Genomic DNA, 22198 nt, shown 5'->3' with positions numbered 1-22198 from the left:
ATTCTTAAAATATTAATTTTTAGTTTTTAAAAGGTTTGTACTCTTTACCGCCTCCTTCGTATCCGGAATTCTTGAAGAACTCGACAAACGTCAGACGCATCGGGTGAACCATTGCACCGAGTACATTCATAAAGATATTGATGGCATGACCGATAACGAATATCAGTACCATCACGATAGGGCCTGCTATTACATTATCCGGACTCATACCTACTGCCAGACTGTTGAACACTCCTGCCAGAATACCTCCGGAAAGTCCGAGAGCAAACAGACGGACGTATGACAGGACATCACCCAACAAACCGGTAGCCATATTGTACGAATCCCACAACCCCAGTCCGATATTCAGGAAAATGTTCTTTCCCGGACTGTTGTAAAGGAAGATCATAGCAGCCGAAATTCCCAGAATGATAAGGTGCACTGTGCCTCCCATCGGCATTACTTCCGGTAACAGAGCCGAAACAGCCATCGAAACCAACAAAATAATCCATCCGATTGTCGCCACCGCATATTTGAAGCCAAACTGAATCGTCTGATTTACCGCTTTCAGCACCATACCGAACAAAATCTGGACAGCACCCAAAATCAACGACAACTGGAACATATCATTGTTATCCATCAGAACAGCGTGTTTCAAACGTTGAACGATAGGCCAGTCCAGATCGTAAATATTCGCTCCGAAGAACGTACCCGTCAGCAAACCGCAGAAGAAGGTCGAAACAGCCAATACTTGTATCAATGACAAGATTGATTTTGTAGACGGAGTCAGTTTCTTCGTTATCAACCGATATGCCGTAGCTCCCAAGAACAGGAATAAACCATACCCCGAATCTCCCAGACAAAGTCCGAAGAAAATCATAAAGAACGGAGCAAAGAACGGTGTCAAGTCCAGCTCATTATATTTCGGAAGCATATACAATTTACAAATCGGTTCAAACCAGGCAAAGAATCCTTTGTTGTTCAATCGGATAGGAACATTATCGCCCGGAACCGGATCAGTAATTTCATAATACACATGTGCGTCATTCAGGTAAGCCTCGATTTCCACTTGACTGAATGCAGGAGCCCATCCTTCAATCAACATCAGTTTATCACCGGCGGCCTGTTCGGAACTCAGCACGACTTTAGAGAATTCAATCTGTCCCTGCAATTCTTTCAAGGCAGCCTTCAAAGAAGGAATTTCCGTCTCAGACAATGCAACGAGCTTCTTCTCATTCTCTTCGATCGCCTGTTCCGTCGTATCATACATCGTTTCAAGGCGTGCCAAAGAGTATGCTGGAAGTTTTGCCTGCTCCACATCCAAGTCTACCTCCTGTCCGGCTTTCGTTACCGTGACAAAGAATACTTTGGAAGAAATACGGTTCACAATCATCGCATTGTATTCCGTCTCCCACTCTTCTTTGTAGTTTCCTTCCGAGCAGCTATAAAAACCGATCACATAACCAGCATCTTTCAATTTCTGAATATCTGCCGGCTCAAAGTTTCCCCACGCTTCCAACGCTTCTTTTTCTTTCGCATAGCTTTGTAGCTGTTGAGACAACTTCCCGTGTTCCGTTTGCAAAGCATCCACTTCATCCAACACTTGCATCCCGCGTCCGGCTGTTCCACCTTCCGTTGCAATCACGGCATTCTTCTCATGCTTCTGATTCTGGAGCAACTTCATTGTAGCTGCCAGGCGGTTGGAAAGACGGATATTCTCCTGCAGTTCCGTGTTATCGGCAGCCCCTTGCTGTTTTTCCACAATGTGGACTACACCAAGTTCACGCAGACTGTTCAGAAATTCTTCGTACTCCTTGTGATAAACCAGGAATGTGAGTTTCTTCATTTTCGTAATCATGCCTCTACCTCCTTCCTTTTTTCCTGATGGGACTTCATGATCTTTTGCGAAGACTTCGACAGATTCTCTTCATCTTCCATAAATCGCTTGATCTTTCGCAATGCATCCTGATAGCCCGGTATCTGTACCTTCTCAAAAAGATTCACTTTCTGAGTGGTCTTTTTCCTTGCATGTTCTAACAAATTCAGCTTGGCGAGCATAAATTCACGTTCAACGGCCGTATGTGCAAGCTCTTCCAACAAGTGTATACCGTCGGCATACCATTTGGGAGCGTTAAACATACTGTACGGACGTATCTCGAACTCTACATTTTCGAGCAACGGCACGCGCACACCCGCAATTTTCTTCACGCCAAGATGAACATCATTCACCTTTATTAATGAAGCATCAAACTCATTCCAAAGGGCGAACATGGCTTCATAGGCTTGAATCTGTTCTTCGAGCCTATCCTCCAGATCGGCAGCTTCCGTTTTACAGCGTTTCACTTCCATGCGGAGGGCGCTTTCCTTATTCTTGATGATAGGAAGCGTGCGCACCCGCACTTTCAGTTGCTTTTCGAGCTGCTGAAGAGAGGTCTTGTTATATTGAAACTTTATAGCCACGTTGTCAATTACTAATTATAAATTATTAATTACAAGTTTATTATTATTCGCCTTTTGGCCAGTATTGATCCACCAAGTCTTTCTTGATATTTACTTCTTCCGGACGGAAGTACTTGCCGAACAAGCCCCAAGCCACATCCAGCATTTCAGTAGTATCCAGATTGACATCGATAGCCAACAACTGATTGGAATAATCTTTTGCAAAAGCCAGCGTACGCTCATCGTAGTTCGTCAAGTCGAAACCGTTTTCCATCTTTGTCTTGGCGTTAGCGGCGTCGGCATACAGACGTACGGCGGCATTCATCACCTGTGGATGGTCTTTACGCGTCTTTTTCCCGGTAACCAACTGTTTCAAACGAGACAATGAACGGAACGGGTCAACAATAACCTTACCGATATCACTGTCACGACGCAAGAACAACTGACCTTCGGTGATGTAACCCGTATTATCAGGTACAGCGTGTGTAATATCTCCACCGGACAACGTAGTCACTGCGATAATAGTAATTGAACCACCGGAAGGGAACTGCACCGCTTTTTCGTAAATCTTTGCCAAATCCGAATAAAGCGAACCCGGCATAGAGTCTTTCGAAGGAATCTGATCCATACGGTTGGATACGATAGCCAACGCATCGGCGTAACTGGTCATATCCGTCAACAGTACCAAGACTTTCTCGTTATTATTTACAGCGAAATACTCGGCTGCAGTCAATGCCATATCCGGAATCAACAGACGTTCCACCGGAGGATTCTCGGTTGTATTCATAAAACTCACGATACGGTCGAGCGCACCGGCATTAGAGAACACATTCTTAAAGTACAGATAGTCATCATTCGTCATACCCATACCGCCGAGAATAATCTTATCCGTTTCGGCACGCAACGCCACGTTTGCCATAACCTGGTTGAAAGGCTGGTCCGGATCGGCGAAGAACGGAATCTTCTGACCGGACACCAACGTATTGTTCAAATCGATACCGGCAATACCTGTTGCAATCAGTTCCGACGGCTGTTTACGTCGAACCGGATTCACAGAAGGTCCGCCAATTTCCACTTCCTGGCCTTCAATTTCCGGACCTCCGTCGATCGGATCACCGAAAGCATTGAAGAAACGTCCAGCCAACTGCTCACTTACTTTCAATGTCGGTGATTTTCCGAGAAACACTACTTCGGCATTGGTCGGAATACCTTCCGTACCCTCAAATACCTGCAAAGTGACATCGTCACCGGCAATCTTAACCACCTGCGCCAGTTTACCATCCACAGTGGCAAGCTCGTCATACCCTACTCCCGTCGCTTTCAGCGAACAGGTAGCTTTGGTAATCTGAGTAATCTTGGTATATATCTTTTGAAAAGCTTTTGTTGCCATCTTTGATAATTAAAAATTATAAATTTAAGATTATGAGTTGATACTTCTTTCGGCAATCAGTTCTTTCAGTTGTTGCCGGAATCCTTCATACTGCTCAGACTTGAACTTAGAATAGTTCATCTGCTTACAGATATTAATCATCTTCTTGAAGTAATCCATTACTTCGTTGAAGTTATCAAATTCAAACTCCGTATGACAGATATCAATTACCATGTTCAGAATATCTTCCTGACGTTCCATCGGAGTTACCGCATCAATTTCGTCGAATGCATCCTGCTGCAGAATAACAAAGTCAATCAATTCCGATTTCCAGAAAATAACGTGATATTCTACCGGTACACCGTCGTCACCAAGAATATTGATCTGCTCGGCAATCTCTTTACCACGCTGCAAACGTGTTTTCAGTTCATTGACCTTACCAATCCATTCACCGTTGATGTGCTCTTTGATGTATGCTTCAAATTCCGGATATTCGATATATTTAGAATAAGAATCGATCGGATTCACAGCCGGATAACGTTTCTTATCGGCACGGTCTTGTTCCAAAGCATAGAAACAACGTGCTACTTTCTTCGTATTTTCAGTCACAGGCTCTTTCAAGTTACCACCGGCAGGAGATACCGTACCGATGAAAGTAATCGAACCTGTTTCGTCATTGTTCAGTTTCACATATCCCGCACGACCGTAGAAGTTGGAGATGATAGCCGAAATATCCATCGGGAAAGCATCCGGACCAGGCAACTCCTCCATACGGTTGGACATCTCACGCAGAGCCTGCGCCCAACGGGAAGTAGAGTCAGCCATCAACAGAACCTTCAGCCCCATTGAACGATAATATTCCGCCAGTGTCATTGCTGTATATACGGAAGCCTCGCGGGCAGCCACCGGCATATTGGAAGTATTAGCTATGATAATGGTACGTTCCATCAACTTACGTCCGGTATGCGGGTCAACTAGTTCCGGGAACTCCGTAAAGATTTCCACCACCTCATTGGCACGCTCACCACAAGCTGCAATAATTACGATATCCGCTTCCGCCTGTTTGGAAATGGCATGCTGAAGCACGGTCTTACCTGTACCGAAGGGTCCGGGGATAAAGCCTGTACCACCTTCCACAATCGGATTCAATGTATCGATTACACGTACCCCCGTCTCCAACAATTTGAAAGGACGCGGCTTTTCCTTATAGTTCGTCATGGCACGTTTCACCGGCCATCTCTGAATCATAGTAACAGGAATATCGTTTCCTTCCTCATCTGTCAAGACTGCAATCGTATCTTCTATCTTATAATCACCTTCCGGCATGATTGTTTTCACGGTAGCCGTTCCTTTCATCGTGAACGGAGCCATCATCTTCAACGGCTGAAAGTTCTCGTCCACCTGCCCCAGCCATGCGGAAGCCTGCACTTTATCGCCTGCATTTACCAACGGTACGAAGTGCCATACACGCTCTTTATCCAATGGATATGTATATTGTCCTCTTTTCAGGAAAACGCCATCCATTTTGTCAAGGTCATTTTGCAGACCATCGTAGTTTTTCGATAACATACCCGGACCTAACGTCACTTCGAGCATGTGTCCTGTAAATTCGGCTTCGGCACCCACCTTCAGCCCACGTGTACTTTCAAACACCTGGACATATACATGTGAACCTACAACCTTAATCACCTCCGCCATCAACTTATCGCCACCGGTCGAGATATAACAAATCTCATTCTGAGCTACCGGTCCGTCAACGACAAGGGTCACCATGTTGGCTATAACGCCACTAACAGTTCCTTTTGTTGCCATATATTTTTAATAATTTATTATCTGAATTCTGCAGGAATCTGCACTTCGTTCTTTAGTGATTCGATGATACTCCTGAACAATTGATTTCCTCTTTCCTTATCCAATGAAATCCACCGTTCAATCATTTCCAGTTTTAACAAGAAAGCGAAAATACGTTCAATGGTGAAATAATCGAAGAAGATAGCATCTTCCATCCAGTTCCACCGCAGAGCGTCGAGCTTCTTCTCACGTTCCACCAATTCTGTAATCTCACTGATTTTCACCAACGACTCAAAAACATCCACCTCACCGGACAGTCCGAAATCACGGGCGCTCGATGTACGTAATGCCTCGCATACCTCCGTGTTTCCTACAATATTGGAGGCAATATCCCACTTGAATTTACGACAGGTAAATGCAACAAGAATATTATTGATGTTGAGGTTGAATTCAAACCAGGCGGAAACAAACTTATTTCCACATCTCATAGCATATTCGTAATACAATGCAGCCAGATAATCTTCCTGCAATACCGTACTTTCAGCCGGTGTATTCAAATAATCAACGATAAATGTAGAAAGATAAGCCGGAAAATCTTTCGGACTGATTTCTCCGCCTTCCCTTAGAATAGAAATATATTCGATAAGTTCTCCGGCAGAATAGTTTCCCCGTTTGTCTATTTCCGCTTCTTTATCTTTGAGAAGTTTCAACACATTAGCATTATCAAACTTCAGATAAAACAAGTCGATCAACTTCCGGTCTGAAGCAGACAATCCGTTGTAGATTTCAGTTTTAAAATCGGCTACTGTGTAGCTCAGTTTACTGTCTTCCAGCGAAAGCTCCGGCAAACCTGCTACTAAGTAATAGTACTTACTACTCATAGTCGCTTTTTTTAAAATAGCATTTCTACTAACTGGGGACGCAAGAACGCTTTGAAGTAGTTCATGAATTCTTCTTCTCCGAAGTTCACTTTATAAGAACCGTCCGCCGGAGAAACAGTGAATAAAGTCTTGATACCGTTCACCTGCTGTATAGTCACTCCCTTATCCAACAATGCTTTTGCGTGAGCTGCAAAATACTTTTTCAGTGATTCCGCATCAGCAGTGGAAATGACAATGGGTTCATCCACACTCCATTTTGAAGCCAATGCAACGATAAACGCATTCAGATAATCTTTATCCTGAGCGAAGTCCTTCACGGAAGCAGTTACTAACTTGTCAGTTACCATAGTAGCAACCTCAGATTTGAGTGCATTTACAGCCTGACCGGCAAACAGTTTTAACTCTGATTTTGTATTTTCCACCAATTCGTCGGCAGATTTACGAGAGGAATTAACGATTGATTCTGCCTCTTTGCGTGCATCCTCAATAATTTTTTTTGCTTCTTCCTGAGCATTCGCGATAAGTCTCTGCGCTTCTTCGTTTCCTTTTTCCACGCCTTCACGATAAATCTTATCGGTCAACTCTTGAATTTTGTTTTCCATATCAACAGGAGTATTTAGTATTATTACTATATTAATTGTGTACCTTTCTTAGATTCTCGCCAAATTTACAAAAATCAATTTGATAAAAAAGAGAAAGATGGAAAGAAAAAAGGTAACCTTGCAAAAAAATCACAGTTATATACCGATTTTATACCGTTTCTTCCCTTTTCATATAACGAAATGACACATTTCTTGATTTCTCAAACGAGAAAGCAAATATATAAAAACGCGGAAAACAGAAAGCCCCTTGACTCATTGCTGAATCAAGGGGCTTCTTCAAAAACGGCGGCTACCTACTCTCCCACTGTTACGCAGTACCATCGGCGTGACGAGGCTTAACTTCTCTGTTCGGAATGGGAAGAGGTGGAACCCTCGTGCTATAACCACCTGAATAAGGGTATGACATGATGAAAAGTAAAATCTCAGTGTATTACCCGTTTCCGAAGTAATCCGCTAAACGTATATATCGCGATCCGTACAAGTCCAAAAGAAAGTGGACGGGCAATTAGTAATGCTCGGCTTTGATGTTACCACCTGTACACCTGCATCCTATCAACGTCATCGTCTTTGACGACCCTAAGAAATCTAATCTTGTGGCTGGCTTCGTACTTAGATGCTTTCAGCACTTATCCAATCCCGACTTAGATACCCAGCAATGCACCTGGCGGCACAACTGGTAAACCAGAGGTCAGTCCAACACGGTCCTCTCGTACTAGTGTCAGAGCCACGCAAATTTCATACGCCCACGATAGATAGAGACCGAACTGTCTCACGACGTTCTGAACCCAGCTCGCGTGCCACTTTAATGGGCGAACAGCCCAACCCTTGGGACCTTCTCCAGCCCCAGGATGTGACGAGCCGACATCGAGGTGCCAAACCCCTCCGTCGATATGAGCTCTTGGGAGGGATCAGCCTGTTATCCCCGGAGTACCTTTTATCCTTTGAGCGATGTCCCTTCCATGCGGAAACACCGGATCACTATGCTCTAGTTTCCTACCTGATCGACTTGTATGTCTCCCAGTCAAGCGCCCTTATGCCATTACACTCTGCGGACGGTTACCAATCGTCCTGAGGGCACCTTTAGAAGCCTCCGTTACACTTTTGGAGGCGACCACCCCAGTCAAACTACCCACCAAACAGTGTCCTCGTTTCTACGAGTTAGAACTCAAATAATCAAAGGGCCGTATTTCAACAGCGACTCCACACAAACTGGCGTCTGCGCTTCAAAGTCTCCGGCCTATCCTACACATCAATTACCCAAATTCAATGTTAAGCTATAGTAAAGGTTCACGGGGTCTTTTCGTCCCATCGCGGGTAATCGGCATCTTCACCGATACTACAATTTCACTGAGCTCACGGTTGAGACAGTGTCCAGATCATTACACCATTCGTGCAGGTCGGAACTTACCCGACAAGGAATTTCGCTACCTTAGGACCGTTATAGTTACGGCCGCCGTTTACTGGGGCTTCAATTCAATGCTTCTCTTGCGATGACATCTCCTCTTAACCTTCCAGCACCGGGCAGGTGTCAGGCTGTATACGTAATCTTTCAATTTGGCACAGCCCTGTGTTTTTGTTAAACAGTTGCCTGGACCTATTCTCTGCGCCCAACTCTCGTTGGGACCCTTTATCCCGAAGTTACAGGGTCAATTTGCCTAGTTCCTTAACCGTGAATCACTCAAGCGCCTTAGTATATTCAACCCGACTACGTGTGTCCGTTTGCGGTACGGGTACCTTAAAGATTAAGTTTAGCGGATTTTCTCGGGAGTATGTTTACACGCACTATTACCTTATTCCGAAGAATTTGGTATACTATCAGGTTCGACTCTTATCCCGGATTTGCCTGGGATAATCAGCATCTACACCCTTCAACGGACTATTCCGTCAGTCCGCGGCGTTGTCACTCCTCCGTCTCCACGTCACTCCTTAAGGTAGTACAGGAATATTAACCTGTTCTGCCATCGGCCTCACCCTTCGGCTGAGCCTTAGGACCCGACTAACCCTGATCCGATTAGCGTTGATCAGGAAACCTTAGTCTTTCGGCGAGGGGGTTTCCCACCCCCTTTATCGTTACTTATACCTACATTTGCTTTTCCACACGCTCCAGCAAGGCTCACGCCTCACCTTCGACGCAGAGTGGAATGCTCCCCTACCGATGTTTACACATCCCATAGCTTCGGTAAGATACTTAATGCCCGATTATTATCCACGCCAAACTCCTCGACTAGTGAGCTGTTACGCACTCTTTAAATGAATGGCTGCTTCCAAGCCAACATCCTAGCTGTCTTAGCAATCTGACTTCGTTAGTTCAACTTAGTATCTATTTGGGGACCTTAGCTGATGGTCCGGATTCTTCTCCTTTAGGACATGGACCTTAGCACCCATGCCCTCACTCCTGTGATAGGACTAATGCGCATTCGGAGTTTATCAAGACTTGATAGGCGGTGAAGCCCTCGCATCTTATCAGTCGCTCTACCTCACATTAGTAACTCACAAGGCTGCACCTAAATGCATTTCGGGGAGTACGAGCTATCTCCAAGTTTGATTAGCCTTTCACCCCCACCCTCAGTTCATCCGGAAGCTTTTCAACGCTTATCGGTTCGGTCCTCCAGTTAGTGTTACCTAACCTTCAACCTGACCAAGGGTAGATCACTTGGTTTCGCGTCTACTCCTTCCGACTGGTCGCCCTGTTCAGACTCGCTTTCGCTTCGGCTACACATTTTGAAATGCTTAACCTTGCCGGAAAAAGTAACTCGTAGGTTCATTATGCAAAAGGCACGCCGTCACTGCTTGCGCAGCTCCGACCGCTTGTAGGCGCATGGTTTCAGGGACTATTTCACTCTTCTGTTCGAAGTGCTTTTCACCTTTCCTTCACAGTACTGGTTCGCTATCGGTCTCTCGGGAGTATTTAGCCTTACCGGATGGTCCCGGCAGATTCACGCAAGATTCCTCGTGTCCCGCGCTACTCAGGATACCACTACGCTTCGTTTAGCTTCGAATACCGGACTATCACCGTCTATGGTCCCATTTTCCAAAGGGTTCTTCTCACTAAAGTTCTTGCGATGTCGTGGTCCTACAACCCCAATATTGCCGTAACAACATTGGTTTGGGCTGATCCCCGTTCGCTCGCCACTACTTGGGGAATCATTATTATTTTCTTTTCCTACAGGTACTAAGATGTTTCAGTTCCCTGTGTTAGCCTCCATCTAGGATGGATGACATTCCTTCAGAATGTCGGGTTGTCCCATTCGGAAATCTTCGGATCAAGGGTTATTTGCACCTACCCGAAGCTTATCGCAGCTTATCACGTCCTTCATCGCCTCCGAGAGCCAAGGCATCCGCCATGCGCCCTTGCTTACTTTCTTTCAAACTGACTTCCCTGTATATTAGACTATTGCTAGCCTGTATACCGGAAACGTACGGTTCGATATATACTTTTAGCTCTTACTAAAATTTTACTTTTTGTATCATCATGTCAAAGATCGTTTCTCTTTTCAGAGATCGTGGAGAATAACGGATTCGAACCGTTGACCCTCTGCGTGCAAGGCAGATGCTCTAGCCAGCTGAGCTAATCCCCCAAGAGGTTATCAAGAATTACTGTCGTTCTTGAGCTTGGTAGTCCCAGGCAGAGTTGAACTGCCGACCTCTACATTATCAGTGTAGCGCTCTAACCAACTGAGCTATAGGACTAGTTCAACCTTGTCTACCTGTTGAGTTAGACTCGGCTTCTTTTTTCTCTTGTTTATCTCTATCTATAATTGCTATAGATGGTTGATCTATATCTATAAATAAACAAGTACCAGTAGTACAAAAACAGAACCTTTAAAGTCATCATTTTTTTCAGTGAGAAAGCAAGTCCAGATAATGGGAGTAAACTCCTGGCTCTCAACTCTCAACTCTCAACTTATTACGGCATCGCTCCAGAAAGGAGGTGTTCCAGCCGCACCTTCCGGTACGGCTACCTTGTTACGACTTAGCCCCAATTACCAGTTTTACCCTAGGACGCTCCTCGCGGTTACGTACTTCAGGTACCCCCGGCTTTCATGGCTTGACGGGCGGTGTGTACAAGGCCCGGGAACGTATTCACCGCGCCATGGCTGATGCGCGATTACTAGCGAATCCAGCTTCACGAAGTCGGGTTGCAGACTTCGATCCGAACTGAGAGAGGTTTTTGGGATTGGCATCACGTCGCCGTGTAGCTGCCTTCTGTACCCCCCATTGTAACACGTGTGTAGCCCCGGACGTAAGGGCCGTGCTGATTTGACGTCATCCCCACCTTCCTCACATCTTACGACGGCAGTCTCTCCAGAGTCCTCAGCATCACCTGTTAGTAACTGAAGATAAGGGTTGCGCTCGTTATGGCACTTAAGCCGACACCTCACGGCACGAGCTGACGACAACCATGCAGCACCTTCACATTTGTCTTACGACTAACCAATTTCTTGATTATTCAAATGCAATTTAAGCCCGGGTAAGGTTCCTCGCGTATCATCGAATTAAACCACATGTTCCTCCGCTTGTGCGGGCCCCCGTCAATTCCTTTGAGTTTCACCGTTGCCGGCGTACTCCCCAGGTGGAATACTTAACGCTTTCGCTTGGCCGCTTACTGTATATCGCAAACAGCGAGTATTCATCGTTTACTGTGTGGACTACCAGGGTATCTAATCCTGTTTGATACCCACACTTTCGAGCATCAGTGTCAGTTGCAGTCCAGTGAGCTGCCTTCGCAATCGGAGTTCTTCGTGATATCTAAGCATTTCACCGCTACACCACGAATTCCGCCCACCTCTACTGTACTCAAGACAGCCAGTATCAACTGCAATTTTACGGTTGAGCCGCAAACTTTCACAACTGACTTAACTGTCCACCTACGCTCCCTTTAAACCCAATAAATCCGGATAACGCTCGGATCCTCCGTATTACCGCGGCTGCTGGCACGGAGTTAGCCGATCCTTATTCATACGGTACATACAAAAATCCACACGTGGATAACTTTATTCCCGTATAAAAGAAGTTTACAACCCATAGGGCAGTCATCCTTCACGCTACTTGGCTGGTTCAGACTCCCGTCCATTGACCAATATTCCTCACTGCTGCCTCCCGTAGGAGTTTGGACCGTGTCTCAGTTCCAATGTGGGGGACCTTCCTCTCAGAACCCCTATCCATCGAAGTCTTGGTGGGCCGTTACCCCGCCAACAAACTAATGGAACGCATCCCCATCGATAACCGAAATTCTTTAATAGGATTATCATGCGATAATCATATGCCATCCGGTATTAATCTTTCTTTCGAAAGGCTATCCCAGAGTTATCGGCAGGTTGGATACGTGTTACTCACCCGTGCGCCGGTCGCCATCTCCAGTTTGCAAGCAAACTGAAATGCTGCCCCTCGACTTGCATGTGTTAAGCCTGTAGCTAGCGTTCATCCTGAGCCAGGATCAAACTCTTCATTGTAAAAGTATTTTCATCTATCCCTCAGGATAGCGTTTTGCTCTGTTCAGGATGCCGTACAATTTATTGACTCTATTCCTATACCTATATTATATAAGCATTGACGGTTCTATTTTAACTTGTACTACTTGTATTGTTTATCAATATTTCAAAGAACTAACGTGGCTTCCGCCGCGCCTGCTTTCTTTGCGAAAGCGGATGCAAAGATAAGGACTTTTTCAGATAACCTCCAAACTTTTTCGAAAGTTTTTTGTTTTTATTTTCTGAACCCTTACTCTTTAGCAGAATGTCAATCATTAGGCTCTGTCTCTCTAGCAAAGCGGGTGCAAAAGTAGACACTTTATACATAACATCCAAATATATTCCACTATTTTTTTGAAGTTTTTTGAAAGAAAAACGCTAACTCGCTGAATTATAATGGTGTTGTAGAACATATTTTTTTCAACAGCGAAAAGAGGAAGATGGGAATACACAAAAAAAATAAGAGTAATAACACTAAAGAGTCAACCTAAGTCAGGTTATAACAGACACTATGGAAGAACTTTTAAAAAGCATAGCTTTAGAGAGCATAAAGCTATGCTTTAGCACTCGTAAAGCACTGCTTTAGCATTAACAAACCACTACCCTGTTAATAACAGGCGGGTACAGAAGGTACATTTTTTCGGGGCTCTCTTACACACGCACACGCACGCGTATTATATAGTACCCTTATCACCTGCATTGACAAACACTCTGCATTCAATCAGGCGTTTCAATCAGATGAGTATAGTATTATTTCAATTTATGAAGGAAAAACGAGCAACAGGATACAGGCACACAAGAACAACTGAGAGGTCTCGCAAGGTGAGGTAAGATCTTATAAAATCGACAGTGGCAATAAATCTCCTTTGATAGGTGATGACAACATCTTTAATATTGTCAATAGAGACCACTTGGTCTCAAGCGGTACTTTCTATACCTATTATACGCGCGCACGCGTGTGTGAGAAAATTATACGGTGCATCTACTGTACCTTTTGTACCCGCCGGACTGTTCATAACTTTTTTTTGGGGGGCAACTCTCACCTAGTTGACATCTGAAAAATATTCCTCCTGCATTTACCTGCCTACCCCATCCCATCCGGCAGCCGAATACCATTGCAGAGTCCTAAAAAAAGCATTCCATTTCAAATACCTAGTATCCGGTATATAACACCCAATACCCGAATATATATCTGAATCTATATCCACTAATTTATCATCATCAACATAATCCTTATACACAACAACTCTATCTAATTGTTCTTCAAAATCAGAAGGAATATTACCATCGGTCAGTTCACGTATAAAAGCTCGAAAATCATATGTCGAATGATCCAAAGGAGATCTTCCATAACCATAATGGGCCTGAAAATAATCTATTTTACTTTTATCAAACTTAACCAGATTGCCCTGATACTGCTTCATAATTGAGCAAGTAACATCCGCCAATGCCGATATTTCATTCGTTTTTATTACCGCAATAGTACCCCACGAATAACTATATTCATTTTTATAGTAATCAATAAAATCCTTTGCAATATTTATAGCACTCTGCTCTGAATTATCCGCAGACAATAAATATTTCGTCATCTTGAAATAAGGAAATCCCGCACTCATAACCTCTGCAGGAGAAAGAATTAAATAATCAGCAGCATTCCTTAATTCATAAGCAACCTCAACTTGCGACATTAAACAAGCATCAAATAATATATAATCAAAATGGATACCGGATTGCGCCAAAGCTTTCGATAAATCAGGAATATTTATTTTAGCTCCACTATCATCTCCAAAAGAGCGACTTTTACTAGCATCTACAGGTAACCATCCAGTAGCGTGAGAGCCAAAAATCAGACTATACCTTTCAGCTGGACAATAAGTCTCCACATCTTTCAAAACATTAATTACCACCTCATTCGATACGGAATTCTGGCTACTATAAGTTTTTATTACCTCTCTTTTACTGACAGAACCTTTGCCATCCACTTCATATTTAAACAGAGTTGGAACAGGAAATTCACCTTTTCTACTGCCACCATCCCAATAAATTACAAATGTACCAGGAGACGTAACTTCACTCAATCCTCGTTCTACAGATGCTATATTGTCATATATCTGACCACTAATATCATTATCTCCAACAAGATACATCAAGACTGTTTTTACCGCCACCGGAACAGAGGCATCATTATCATCACCACATGCCGATAAAAAAGTTGACAAACATACAAACAAAAATAGTATTTTAATCTTTTTCATAATATTTCTCATTAATAACGGCACAAAGATAAAAAAATAAGAGATGCAAGTCTGCATCTCTTATCATATTAACAATTAAAATATTGTTATGAGTAAATATCACTTACTATTACTCTTCCGGCTTTGTAAAGCGGAATTTTTCAGAATCAACCCGTGTTACTATTATTCTATTACTCCTCTTATATTTACTCAGAATTTTCGTAGCCTCTTTTTCCAGCTTCTTTCTATTTTCCGAAAAATAAATCATACAGGTACTATTTTGTTGTAATCCGTTATCTTCCAGATAATTTTTCAACTGATAGCTATACAACTCACGATGCGCCAAGAAACCGTCTTTACTGATCTTCGCACTATCCAATACCTGGATATCCGTGAAATAGACGACCGAATCAGTAAATGAAGCCGAAATTCCAAAAGCATACACAGGTTTAGAGTTACCTTTTTTCAAAGAAAAAGCGGAGCACATGGTAAACACAAGTGCAATGGCAAATAGTATTTTTACGTATTTCATATCATATAATTTTAATTGTGGCAAAGGTAACAAAAAAAGTCGCATAAGTACATTCTCCGATATGAAAAGTGCTACTTATGCGACTCAAATTCTTTTTTCTTTCAGAAACTGATATTCCTTACTTATCCCAAGTAAGATTTGAGCAATTTACTACGATTACTTTGTCTAAGTCTTCTAATTGCTTTTTCCTTAATCTGACGAACGCGCTCACGTGTGAGACCAAACTTATCGCCGATTTCTTCCAATGTCATTTCCTGTTGTCCGATACCGAAAAACATCTGAATGATTTCTTTTTCCCTATCGGTTAACGTAGAAAGAGCTCTATCAATTTCCCTCGCAAGAGACTCATTAACCAGAGAGCGGTCCGCCATGGGCGAATCATCGTTTACCAACACATCCAGCAGGCTGTTATCCTCCCCTTCCACAAAAGGCGCATCCACCGAAATATGACGGCCGGATACCTTCAGCGTATCAGAGATCTTGTCAACCGGAATTTCCAGTTCGTCTGCCAACTCTTCGGGAGACGGACGCCGCTCGTTTTCCTGTTCGAATTTCGAGAAGGCTTTGCTGATCTTATTCAGCGAACCTACCTGATTCAACGGGAGACGAACAATACGCGACTGCTCTGCCAATGCTTGCAGAATAGACTGGCGAATCCACCATACAGCGTAGCTGATAAACTTGAATCCACGTGTTTCATCAAACTTTTCGGCAGCCTTAATCAGTCCTAAATTGCCTTCATTAATCAAGTCCGGCAAACTCAAACCCTGGTTTTGGTACTGTTTGGCCACAGATACGACGAAACGAAGATTGGCACGTGTCAGTTTCTCTAATGCCACACGGTCACCCTTACGAATGCGTTGAGCGAGTTCCACTTCTTCCTCGACAGTAATCAGGTCTTCGCGACCGATTTCCTGCAAATACTTGTCAAGAGAAGCGCTCTCTCTGTTAGTGATACTTTTGGTAATCTTTAGTTGTCTCATTCTTTAAAAACAGATTTGGTGTGCAAAGTTACGACAAATAATTTGTTAACATACAAATTTAAGCAACTTTTGCATTATATTTTTCAACTAATAAAACAAAAAGAGATGCCGACAAGTTGATAGCCGGCATCCTTTTTCTATTTCATTAGCTTATCCTATAATCTTCTTACCTTATTTTATATCTTCATTCCTGTGTCAAATCGACAGCGAAATATCCGCGTTTGCCTGATGGGAATACTCCTGTCAAGAACAATACCTGATTCGGAGATTTCACCGCTGCTTTCATCACTTCTTCCAAATCGCTGACCTTACGCATCGGCTGGTCGTTTGCCTTCAGGATGATAAATCCTTTGCGAACTCCCGCGTCGGACATCTTACCGGAAGAAACTCCTGTCACTTGCAGACCATACCCCAGATTCAACTGCTTCTTCAGGTCGTCCGGCAGCTCTTTGAAAGCAGCTCCCAGTATTTCCATACCTGCATCTTTCACAATCTTGGTAGTACCCTGTTCGTTCTTCAACGTTACTTCGACAGTCTTTTCCTTCTTGTTACGGATCAGTTTCACTTTCACTTTATCGCCCGGACGATGTTTAGCGATAGCTTCCTGCAAGTCGGCCATGTTGGACACCTTCTTGTTGTCCAAACCGATGATTACGTCGTCCACCTTGATATCAGCTCCCGATGCAGAACCGTTTTCTACGATTTCAGAAACCCAAACGCCTTCTACTACACCCAATTCTTTAGCTTTATCCGCCAAAGTAGTACCGGATTTATCAATCGGCTGACGGTCGTCCATCAAACTACTACCGATAGAACCACCACGGATACCAAGCAATGCGCGCTGTACTGTCCCGTATTGTTTCAGGTCGGCAATTACTTTCGTCATAATGCTGGTCGGAATGGCAAAACCGTATCCGGCATAAGCACCTGTCGGAGAAGAAAGCACTGAATTGATACCTACCAGCTCACCTTTAGCGTTCACCAAAGCGCCACCACTATTACCTTGATTGATAGCCGCATCCGTCTGGATAAACGATTCGATACCTCCATTATAGACTCCCAGTGAACGCGCCTTCGCACTTACGATACCGGCAGTTACGGTAGAGTTCAAGTTGAACGGGTTACCTACCGCCAATACCCACTCTCCTACTTTCAACGCTTCAGAATCACCAACCGGAATAGTAGGGAAATCATCACCTTCGATTTTTACCAATGCAAGGTCAGTGCTGGGGTCAGTACCGATCACACGTCCTTTAAATTCACGGTTATCATTCAGTTTTACACTGATTTCATCCGCACCTTCAATCACGTGATTGTTCGTTACGATATAGCCGTCTTTTGAAATGATGACTCCCGAACCGAAACCTACACGAGGTTGAGATTGTACCTGACGTTGCTGTCCTCGTCCGTCACCGAAGAAGAAATCAAAAATGTCCGGCGCTTGCTGAACAGTTCTTGTTTTAGCTTCTTGGGTAGATCTTATATGTACAACAGCATGAAGCGAGTTTTCCGCAGCCTGGGTCAAATCGATCGGTTGAGCGTTCACAGCATCAAAAGCAGCCAATTTCACATTGGGATTCTGCTTGAACATCTCATTAAAAGATGTCTCTGTGGCAGCCTTGTTAGATTGCAACAATTTGTAAGTTGTCAACCCTGCAACTCCTGAGCTAAGAAGAACGATTGCTCCTACTCCCAGAATGTTCTTTGTTGTCTGTTTCATGATTTATAATTCTTTAAAATGTTAATATTCGACATTGTTTTAACTTTTACGACGTTAAAATAATAACAAATATCGTTCACTTATTCTACTTGTCACTCTTTTTTGTCCACTTTTAACAGAGAATATTTGGAGCTTAACAGCGCTTAACGACAACAACTGACAAATTTACATTCGTTGTATGTCAGATGGCTTTAACACTCTGACATTCATTCAGTAAAGTCAGATTTTCACGACACCGATACCGGGCAGATCGTTCAGAGTGATTCTACCTTTCACCACTTCCACCCCTTTAAAGCGGTCGTTAGAGATGAGCAGGTTACCATCCAAATCAGCAAAATCCACTAACGGAGAGAACTGCGACGCTGCCGATATAGCGCAGGAAGTCTCTGTCATACATCCTACCATAACACGCATACCCAGTGCATGGGCCAAAGTCACCATTTTCCACGCTTCACGCATACCGGTGCACTTCATCAGTTTGATGTTGATTCCCGTGAAAGCCCCTTTCAAAGCCGCCACATCCGCTAGGCGCTGCAAAGATTCATCGGCAAATATCGGCAACGGGCTTTGTTGCGTGATCCAAGCGATATCATCCAACTGCTCTTTCGGCATAGGTTGCTCTATCATCACTATCCCTTTTTCTTTCAGCCAATGAATCATATCCAAAGCATACAGACGGTCCTTCCACCCTTGATTCGCGTCAACAGCTATAGGAAGGTCCGTTACCGAACGAATGGTTTCAATCATTTCCTTATCATTGTCCCGTCCCAATTTCACCTTTAATATATTAAACCGATCTGCGCACTCTTTTGTTTTCTCACGCACCACATCGGGCGTATCAATCCCTATCGTAAAGGTAGTGGAAGGCGTCTTTTCCTTATTCAACCCCCATATTTTATACCAGGGAGCACCCAACAGTTTTCCTACCAGATCATGAAGGGCAATATCAACCGCCGCTTTAGCCGCCGTATCTTTCGGTGAAAGACTGTCGACGTATGACAAAATGTCATCTAATTGAAACGGATCATTAAATTGTTCCAGATTCACTTTCTTGAGGAAATTCATAACGGACTCCACCGTTTCTCCCAAGTAAGGCGGCATGGAAGCTTCTCCGTATCCGGTTATCCCTTCATATTCTATTTCCACCTGCACGTCGGGAGTCGTTGTACGCGAATAGGTAGCTACCGTAAATACATGTCTTAACTTCAACTCATAAGGAAAGAATTTCATTTTCATCTTTCCTCCCAAACCAAGCTTATTTATATTATAAAGTAATGATTCTCCAGCCAACGTCTGACGTACAACCAACCCGGAACCTAGAGCAGCCAAAGCCGCCGTCTTCAAGAAATCTCTTCTGTTTTGCATAAAATAAATAAATTAATGAAGAATTCTTCATTTTAATTGCCGTAATAGGGATTGCGATCCGTAGTATTCATGCCTTTCTCCTTATTAATATAAGGTAAGAAACGGACTGCAAAAAGCAAACGTCCCGTATTGAATGCATCATAATTCTTATCCGAAGGTTCAAAACTGCTTATATGCACATCCCCCAAAGCATGGATAAAACGCTTGTTGCCGAGATAGATCCCCACGTGTGAGATTCCCTCTTTTTGTTCGCCCGTTGCCTTCCGACCGAAGAAAACCAAGTCTCCCCGCTGCACATTGGCAAAATCGGAAGCTATTTCGATACGTTCGCCCACATACGCCTGTTGCGACGCATCTCTCGGAATGATGATATCATGCATAAAAAGCACTGTCCGGACCAGACCGCTGCAATCCACTCCTTTTGAAGAAGTGCCCGCCCACAAATAAGGAACTCCCATCATTGTATAAGCCGTCTCGATAATGCTTTCAACATCTTGTTTCAACGAAGCTCTCCATCGGTTTTCTGGCTGTGAGATGGATTTCGGAATATAAGCCTGTCTGCCGTCCGGATAAGACACTTTATAAAAATGTCCTTTGCTACCTTCCCACTTCAGACGATTACCGGCCACTACATCAGACACGGTTTGGGAAGTTGCATCCGGTTTCTCATAAGTAAATCCGTAATGTGAAGTTACAACAATCTTTTCCGCACGGTTCCATTCATCATATTTCTCTTTTGACATAGGAGTAATCACCATCCGGTGTACCCAGCCGGTATAGTCATCCGGAGTCTGAATCTCGTACCAGCCGGTGTATTGCAGAACTTTGACCGGCATACCCAATAATGCTTGCGTGCTCATGCCGGAGGTAAACTTACCTTCTTCGCGCATATTACAAACTGAAATATGCACTACCCCATACGCAGAATCAGCAGGCATGGGGCGTATCTCCTGAGCTTTCAGACTGAGTGTCGCCATTGCCAGAAAATAAAAGAAAAAGAGAATGTTTTTTTTCATTGAATCATGTTTTAATGATAGCAAAGTTAGAAAATATTTCTATTTGTGATACTTTCTTTAGCTAAAACAAAATAAATGACGTATTTTTGCAGTCTAAAGCAGTTGGCCGGTCTGTCACGTGCACGTCAGCGTGCAGGAGGAAAGTCCGGGCAACACAGAGCATCCTACTTCCTAACAGAAAGCTGTCCGCGAGGGTAGAGTAACGTAGAAGAAAATAACCGCCACTCCTTTCGGGGAGAGGTAAGGGTGAGAAGGTGGGGTAAGAGCCCACCAGCCGTATGGTGACATATCGGGCTGTACGTCTTAGGAGTTGTAAGGTCATGTAAACCGGCGTTATGAGAGTTGCTCGCTCCATGTCGGAGGGTAGACCGCTAAAGTGTCGTGGTGACACGCCACTCAGATAAATGACAGGCACTTCTTATAAGTAAAATTATAGAAGGTACAGAACTCGGCTTATAGGCTGACTGCTTTTTCTTTTTTTTAAAATTCTAAGCCATGAAGAAGAAATTCACCGATATATGGAAATTCCTCACGTATGACATCTGGCGTATTACGGAAGATGAAGTGACCCGAACCAAGTTCTCACTTTACAATATTATAAAGACCATCTATCTTTGTATCAACCGGTTCACCAAAGACCGGATGGCCAACAAAGCCTCCGCGCTGACTTACAGCACCCTGCTTGCCATTGTTCCGATACTTGCCATCCTGTTTGCAGTGGCACGCGGTTTTGGATTTAATAATTTGATGGAGCACCAATTCCGCAACGGATTCGGAGGAAACACTGAAACAACAGAAGCTATCCTCTCATTTGTCGATTCATACCTTTCGCAGACCAAAGGGGGAGTATTCATCGGAATCGGTCTGGTGATGTTGTTATGGACGGTCATCAATCTGGTCAGCAATATAGAAATCACATTCAACCGTATCTGGGAAGTAAAGAAAGCCCGGTCTATGTACCGTAAAATAACGGACTACTTCTCCATGTTCCTGTTAATGCCGATCTTGATTGTGGTTTCCGGCGGTCTTTCCATTTTTATGAGCACCATGCTCAAGCAGATGGATGATTTTGTGCTGCTGGCCCCTATCATGAAATTCATGATACGTCTTATACCCTTTGTACTGACTTGGCTGATGTTCACCGGACTTTATATCTTCATGCCGAATACGAAAGTGAAATTCAAGCACGCGCTTATCGCAGGTGTTTTGGCAGGAACCGCCTACCAGGCTTTCCAATACCTATATATCAGCAGCCAGTTGGGAGTATCAAAATACAATGCCATCTATGGTAGTTTTGCCGCTTTACCTTTATTCCTGCTTTGGTTGCAAATATCCTGGACTATCTGTCTGTTCGGTGCGGAGCTGGCCTATGCAGGTCAGAATATCCAGAGTTTCAGTTTCGACCAGGATACCCGCAATATCAGCAGGCGCTACCGAGACTTTATATCCATCCTCATTATGTCCCTCATCGCCAAACGGTTTGAGAAAAACGAGCCGCCTTATACAGCCGCGCAAATCTCGGAAGAACATCAAATACCGATCAGACTCACCAATCAAGTACTTTATCAATTACAGGAAATAGACTTGATTCATGAGGTAGTCACAGATGCAAAAAGTGAGGAAATCGGTTATCAGCCGTCTATGGACATCAATCAACTGAACGTAGCCATCCTGCTCGACCGCTTGGATACATACGGCTCGGAGAATTTCAAGATAGACAAAGATGAAGAATTCAGCGACGAATGGAAAGTGCTGACCGAATCCAGAGAAGAATACTATAAGAAGGCTAGCAAAGTATTACTCAAGGATTTGTAGC

The 22198-nt window shown here is 43.8% G+C and carries 13 protein-coding genes, 2 tRNA genes, 3 rRNA genes and 1 other RNA gene; 2 read left to right on the top strand and 17 right to left on the bottom strand.

Going from position 1 to position 22198, the window contains the following annotated elements; translation table 11 throughout:
- Positions 1–19 precede the first annotated feature (19 nt).
- The 17 genes from ACNOGP_RS12680 to ACNOGP_RS12600 all read right to left on the bottom strand — a co-directional run bounded on the left by ACNOGP_RS12680 (position 20) and on the right by ACNOGP_RS12600 (position 20382).
- The gene (locus tag ACNOGP_RS12680) at positions 20–1837 is read right to left on the bottom strand and encodes a V-type ATP synthase subunit I (protein ID WP_418212942.1); all 1818 of its coding nucleotides are present in this window, start codon (positions 1835–1837) and stop codon (positions 20–22) included.
- Positions 1834–2439 carry a V-type ATP synthase subunit D gene (locus tag ACNOGP_RS12675; RefSeq protein ID WP_186968216.1) on the bottom strand — a complete coding sequence of 202 codons (606 nt, stop codon included), beginning with the start codon at positions 2437–2439 and terminating at the stop codon, positions 1834–1836. The genes ACNOGP_RS12680 and ACNOGP_RS12675 overlap by 4 nt, the downstream gene beginning before the upstream one ends.
- Positions 2440–2482: 43 nt before the next feature.
- Positions 2483–3808 carry a V-type ATP synthase subunit B gene (locus ACNOGP_RS12670; protein ID WP_007751966.1) on the bottom strand — a complete coding sequence of 442 codons (1326 nt, stop codon included), beginning with the start codon at positions 3806–3808 and terminating at the stop codon, positions 2483–2485.
- A 30-nt stretch (positions 3809–3838) separates the two neighbouring features.
- Positions 3839–5599 (bottom strand): V-type ATP synthase subunit A, encoded by a 1761-nt coding sequence (locus ACNOGP_RS12665; protein WP_007751965.1) that lies wholly within the window; start codon positions 5597–5599, stop codon positions 3839–3841.
- A gap of 17 nt (positions 5600–5616) precedes the next feature.
- Complete coding sequence (locus ACNOGP_RS12660) at positions 5617–6459, bottom strand: DUF2764 domain-containing protein (protein WP_186968217.1); 843 nt, start codon at positions 6457–6459, stop codon at positions 5617–5619.
- Positions 6460–6470: 11 nt separating this feature from the next.
- Positions 6471–7061, bottom strand: a complete 591-nt coding sequence (locus ACNOGP_RS12655; protein WP_007751954.1) for a V-type ATP synthase subunit E family protein — start codon at positions 7059–7061, stop codon at positions 6471–6473.
- A 280-nt stretch (positions 7062–7341) separates the two neighbouring features.
- Positions 7342–7452: ribosomal RNA gene (gene rrf, locus ACNOGP_RS12650) — 5S ribosomal RNA — on the bottom strand.
- 94 nt (positions 7453–7546) lie between these two features.
- Positions 7547–10426: ribosomal RNA gene (locus ACNOGP_RS12645) — 23S ribosomal RNA — on the bottom strand.
- A 139-nt stretch (positions 10427–10565) separates the two neighbouring features.
- A tRNA-Ala gene (locus ACNOGP_RS12640) sits at positions 10566–10639 on the bottom strand.
- A gap of 35 nt (positions 10640–10674) precedes the next feature.
- A tRNA-Ile gene (locus tag ACNOGP_RS12635) sits at positions 10675–10751 on the bottom strand.
- Positions 10752–10985: 234 nt separating this feature from the next.
- A 16S ribosomal RNA gene (locus ACNOGP_RS12630) occupies positions 10986–12514 on the bottom strand.
- Together the 16S, 23S and 5S rRNA genes with 2 tRNA genes alongside form the textbook arrangement of a ribosomal RNA operon.
- A 1094-nt stretch (positions 12515–13608) precedes the next feature.
- Complete coding sequence (locus ACNOGP_RS12625; protein ID WP_418212941.1) at positions 13609–14787, bottom strand: clostripain-related cysteine peptidase; 1179 nt, start codon at positions 14785–14787, stop codon at positions 13609–13611.
- 109 nt (positions 14788–14896) lie between these two features.
- A complete protein-coding gene (locus ACNOGP_RS12620; RefSeq protein WP_186968451.1) occupies positions 14897–15298 on the bottom strand; it encodes a hypothetical protein in 402 nt (133 codons plus the stop codon).
- 122 nt (positions 15299–15420) lie between these two features.
- Positions 15421–16281 carry a sigma-70 family RNA polymerase sigma factor gene (locus ACNOGP_RS12615; protein WP_002561589.1) on the bottom strand — a complete coding sequence of 287 codons (861 nt, stop codon included), beginning with the start codon at positions 16279–16281 and terminating at the stop codon, positions 15421–15423.
- A 184-nt stretch (positions 16282–16465) separates the two neighbouring features.
- Entirely contained in the window at positions 16466–18001 is a 1536-nt protein-coding gene (locus tag ACNOGP_RS12610; protein WP_143868442.1) for a trypsin-like peptidase domain-containing protein, read from the bottom strand.
- A 219-nt stretch (positions 18002–18220) separates the two neighbouring features.
- Entirely contained in the window at positions 18221–19366 is a 1146-nt protein-coding gene (locus ACNOGP_RS12605; protein ID WP_418212940.1) for a dipeptide epimerase, read from the bottom strand.
- A 32-nt stretch (positions 19367–19398) separates the two neighbouring features.
- A complete protein-coding gene (locus ACNOGP_RS12600) occupies positions 19399–20382 on the bottom strand; it encodes a C40 family peptidase (protein WP_007766438.1) in 984 nt (327 codons plus the stop codon).
- A 98-nt stretch (positions 20383–20480) separates the two neighbouring features.
- Here ACNOGP_RS12600 and rnpB point away from each other — a divergent pair.
- Positions 20481–20854, top strand: an RNA gene (rnpB, locus tag ACNOGP_RS12595) — RNase P RNA component class A.
- Positions 20855–20877: 23 nt separating this feature from the next.
- Entirely contained in the window at positions 20878–22197 is a 1320-nt protein-coding gene (locus ACNOGP_RS12590; RefSeq protein ID WP_373173363.1) for a YihY/virulence factor BrkB family protein, read from the top strand.
- Position 22198: the final 1 nt, after the last annotated feature.

This window comes from Bacteroides difficilis, from assembly GCF_048319815.1.
GTDB lineage: Bacteria > Bacteroidota > Bacteroidia > Bacteroidales > Bacteroidaceae > Bacteroides > Bacteroides zhangwenhongii.
This window is presented reverse-complemented; position numbering and strand designations above follow the sequence as displayed.

What these genes read in the sequence shown, in the direction of transcription:
- ACNOGP_RS12680 (WP_418212942.1), bottom strand. Translation starts at nt 1,837, where the DNA reads ATGATTACGAAAATGAAGAAACTCACATTCCTGGTTTATCACAAGGAG.
- ACNOGP_RS12670 (WP_007751966.1), bottom strand. Translation starts at nt 3,808, where the DNA reads ATGGCAACAAAAGCTTTTCAAAAGATATATACCAAGATTACTCAGATT.
- ACNOGP_RS12665 (WP_007751965.1), bottom strand. Translation starts at nt 5,599, where the DNA reads ATGGCAACAAAAGGAACTGTTAGTGGCGTTATAGCCAACATGGTGACC.
- ACNOGP_RS12660 (WP_186968217.1), bottom strand. Translation starts at nt 6,459, where the DNA reads ATGAGTAGTAAGTACTATTACTTAGTAGCAGGTTTGCCGGAGCTTTCG.
- ACNOGP_RS12655 (WP_007751954.1), bottom strand. Translation starts at nt 7,061, where the DNA reads ATGGAAAACAAAATTCAAGAGTTGACCGATAAGATTTATCGTGAAGGC.
- ACNOGP_RS12625 (WP_418212941.1), bottom strand. Translation starts at nt 14,787, where the DNA reads ATGAAAAAGATTAAAATACTATTTTTGTTTGTATGTTTGTCAACTTTT.
- ACNOGP_RS12620 (WP_186968451.1), bottom strand. Translation starts at nt 15,298, where the DNA reads ATGAAATACGTAAAAATACTATTTGCCATTGCACTTGTGTTTACCATG.
- ACNOGP_RS12615 (WP_002561589.1), bottom strand. Translation starts at nt 16,281, where the DNA reads ATGAGACAACTAAAGATTACCAAAAGTATCACTAACAGAGAGAGCGCT.
- ACNOGP_RS12610 (WP_143868442.1), bottom strand. Translation starts at nt 18,001, where the DNA reads ATGAAACAGACAACAAAGAACATTCTGGGAGTAGGAGCAATCGTTCTT.
- ACNOGP_RS12605 (WP_418212940.1), bottom strand. Translation starts at nt 19,366, where the DNA reads ATGCAAAACAGAAGAGATTTCTTGAAGACGGCGGCTTTGGCTGCTCTA.
- ACNOGP_RS12600 (WP_007766438.1), bottom strand. Translation starts at nt 20,382, where the DNA reads ATGAAAAAAAACATTCTCTTTTTCTTTTATTTTCTGGCAATGGCGACA.
- ACNOGP_RS12590 (WP_373173363.1), top strand. Translation starts at nt 20,878, where the DNA reads ATGAAGAAGAAATTCACCGATATATGGAAATTCCTCACGTATGACATC.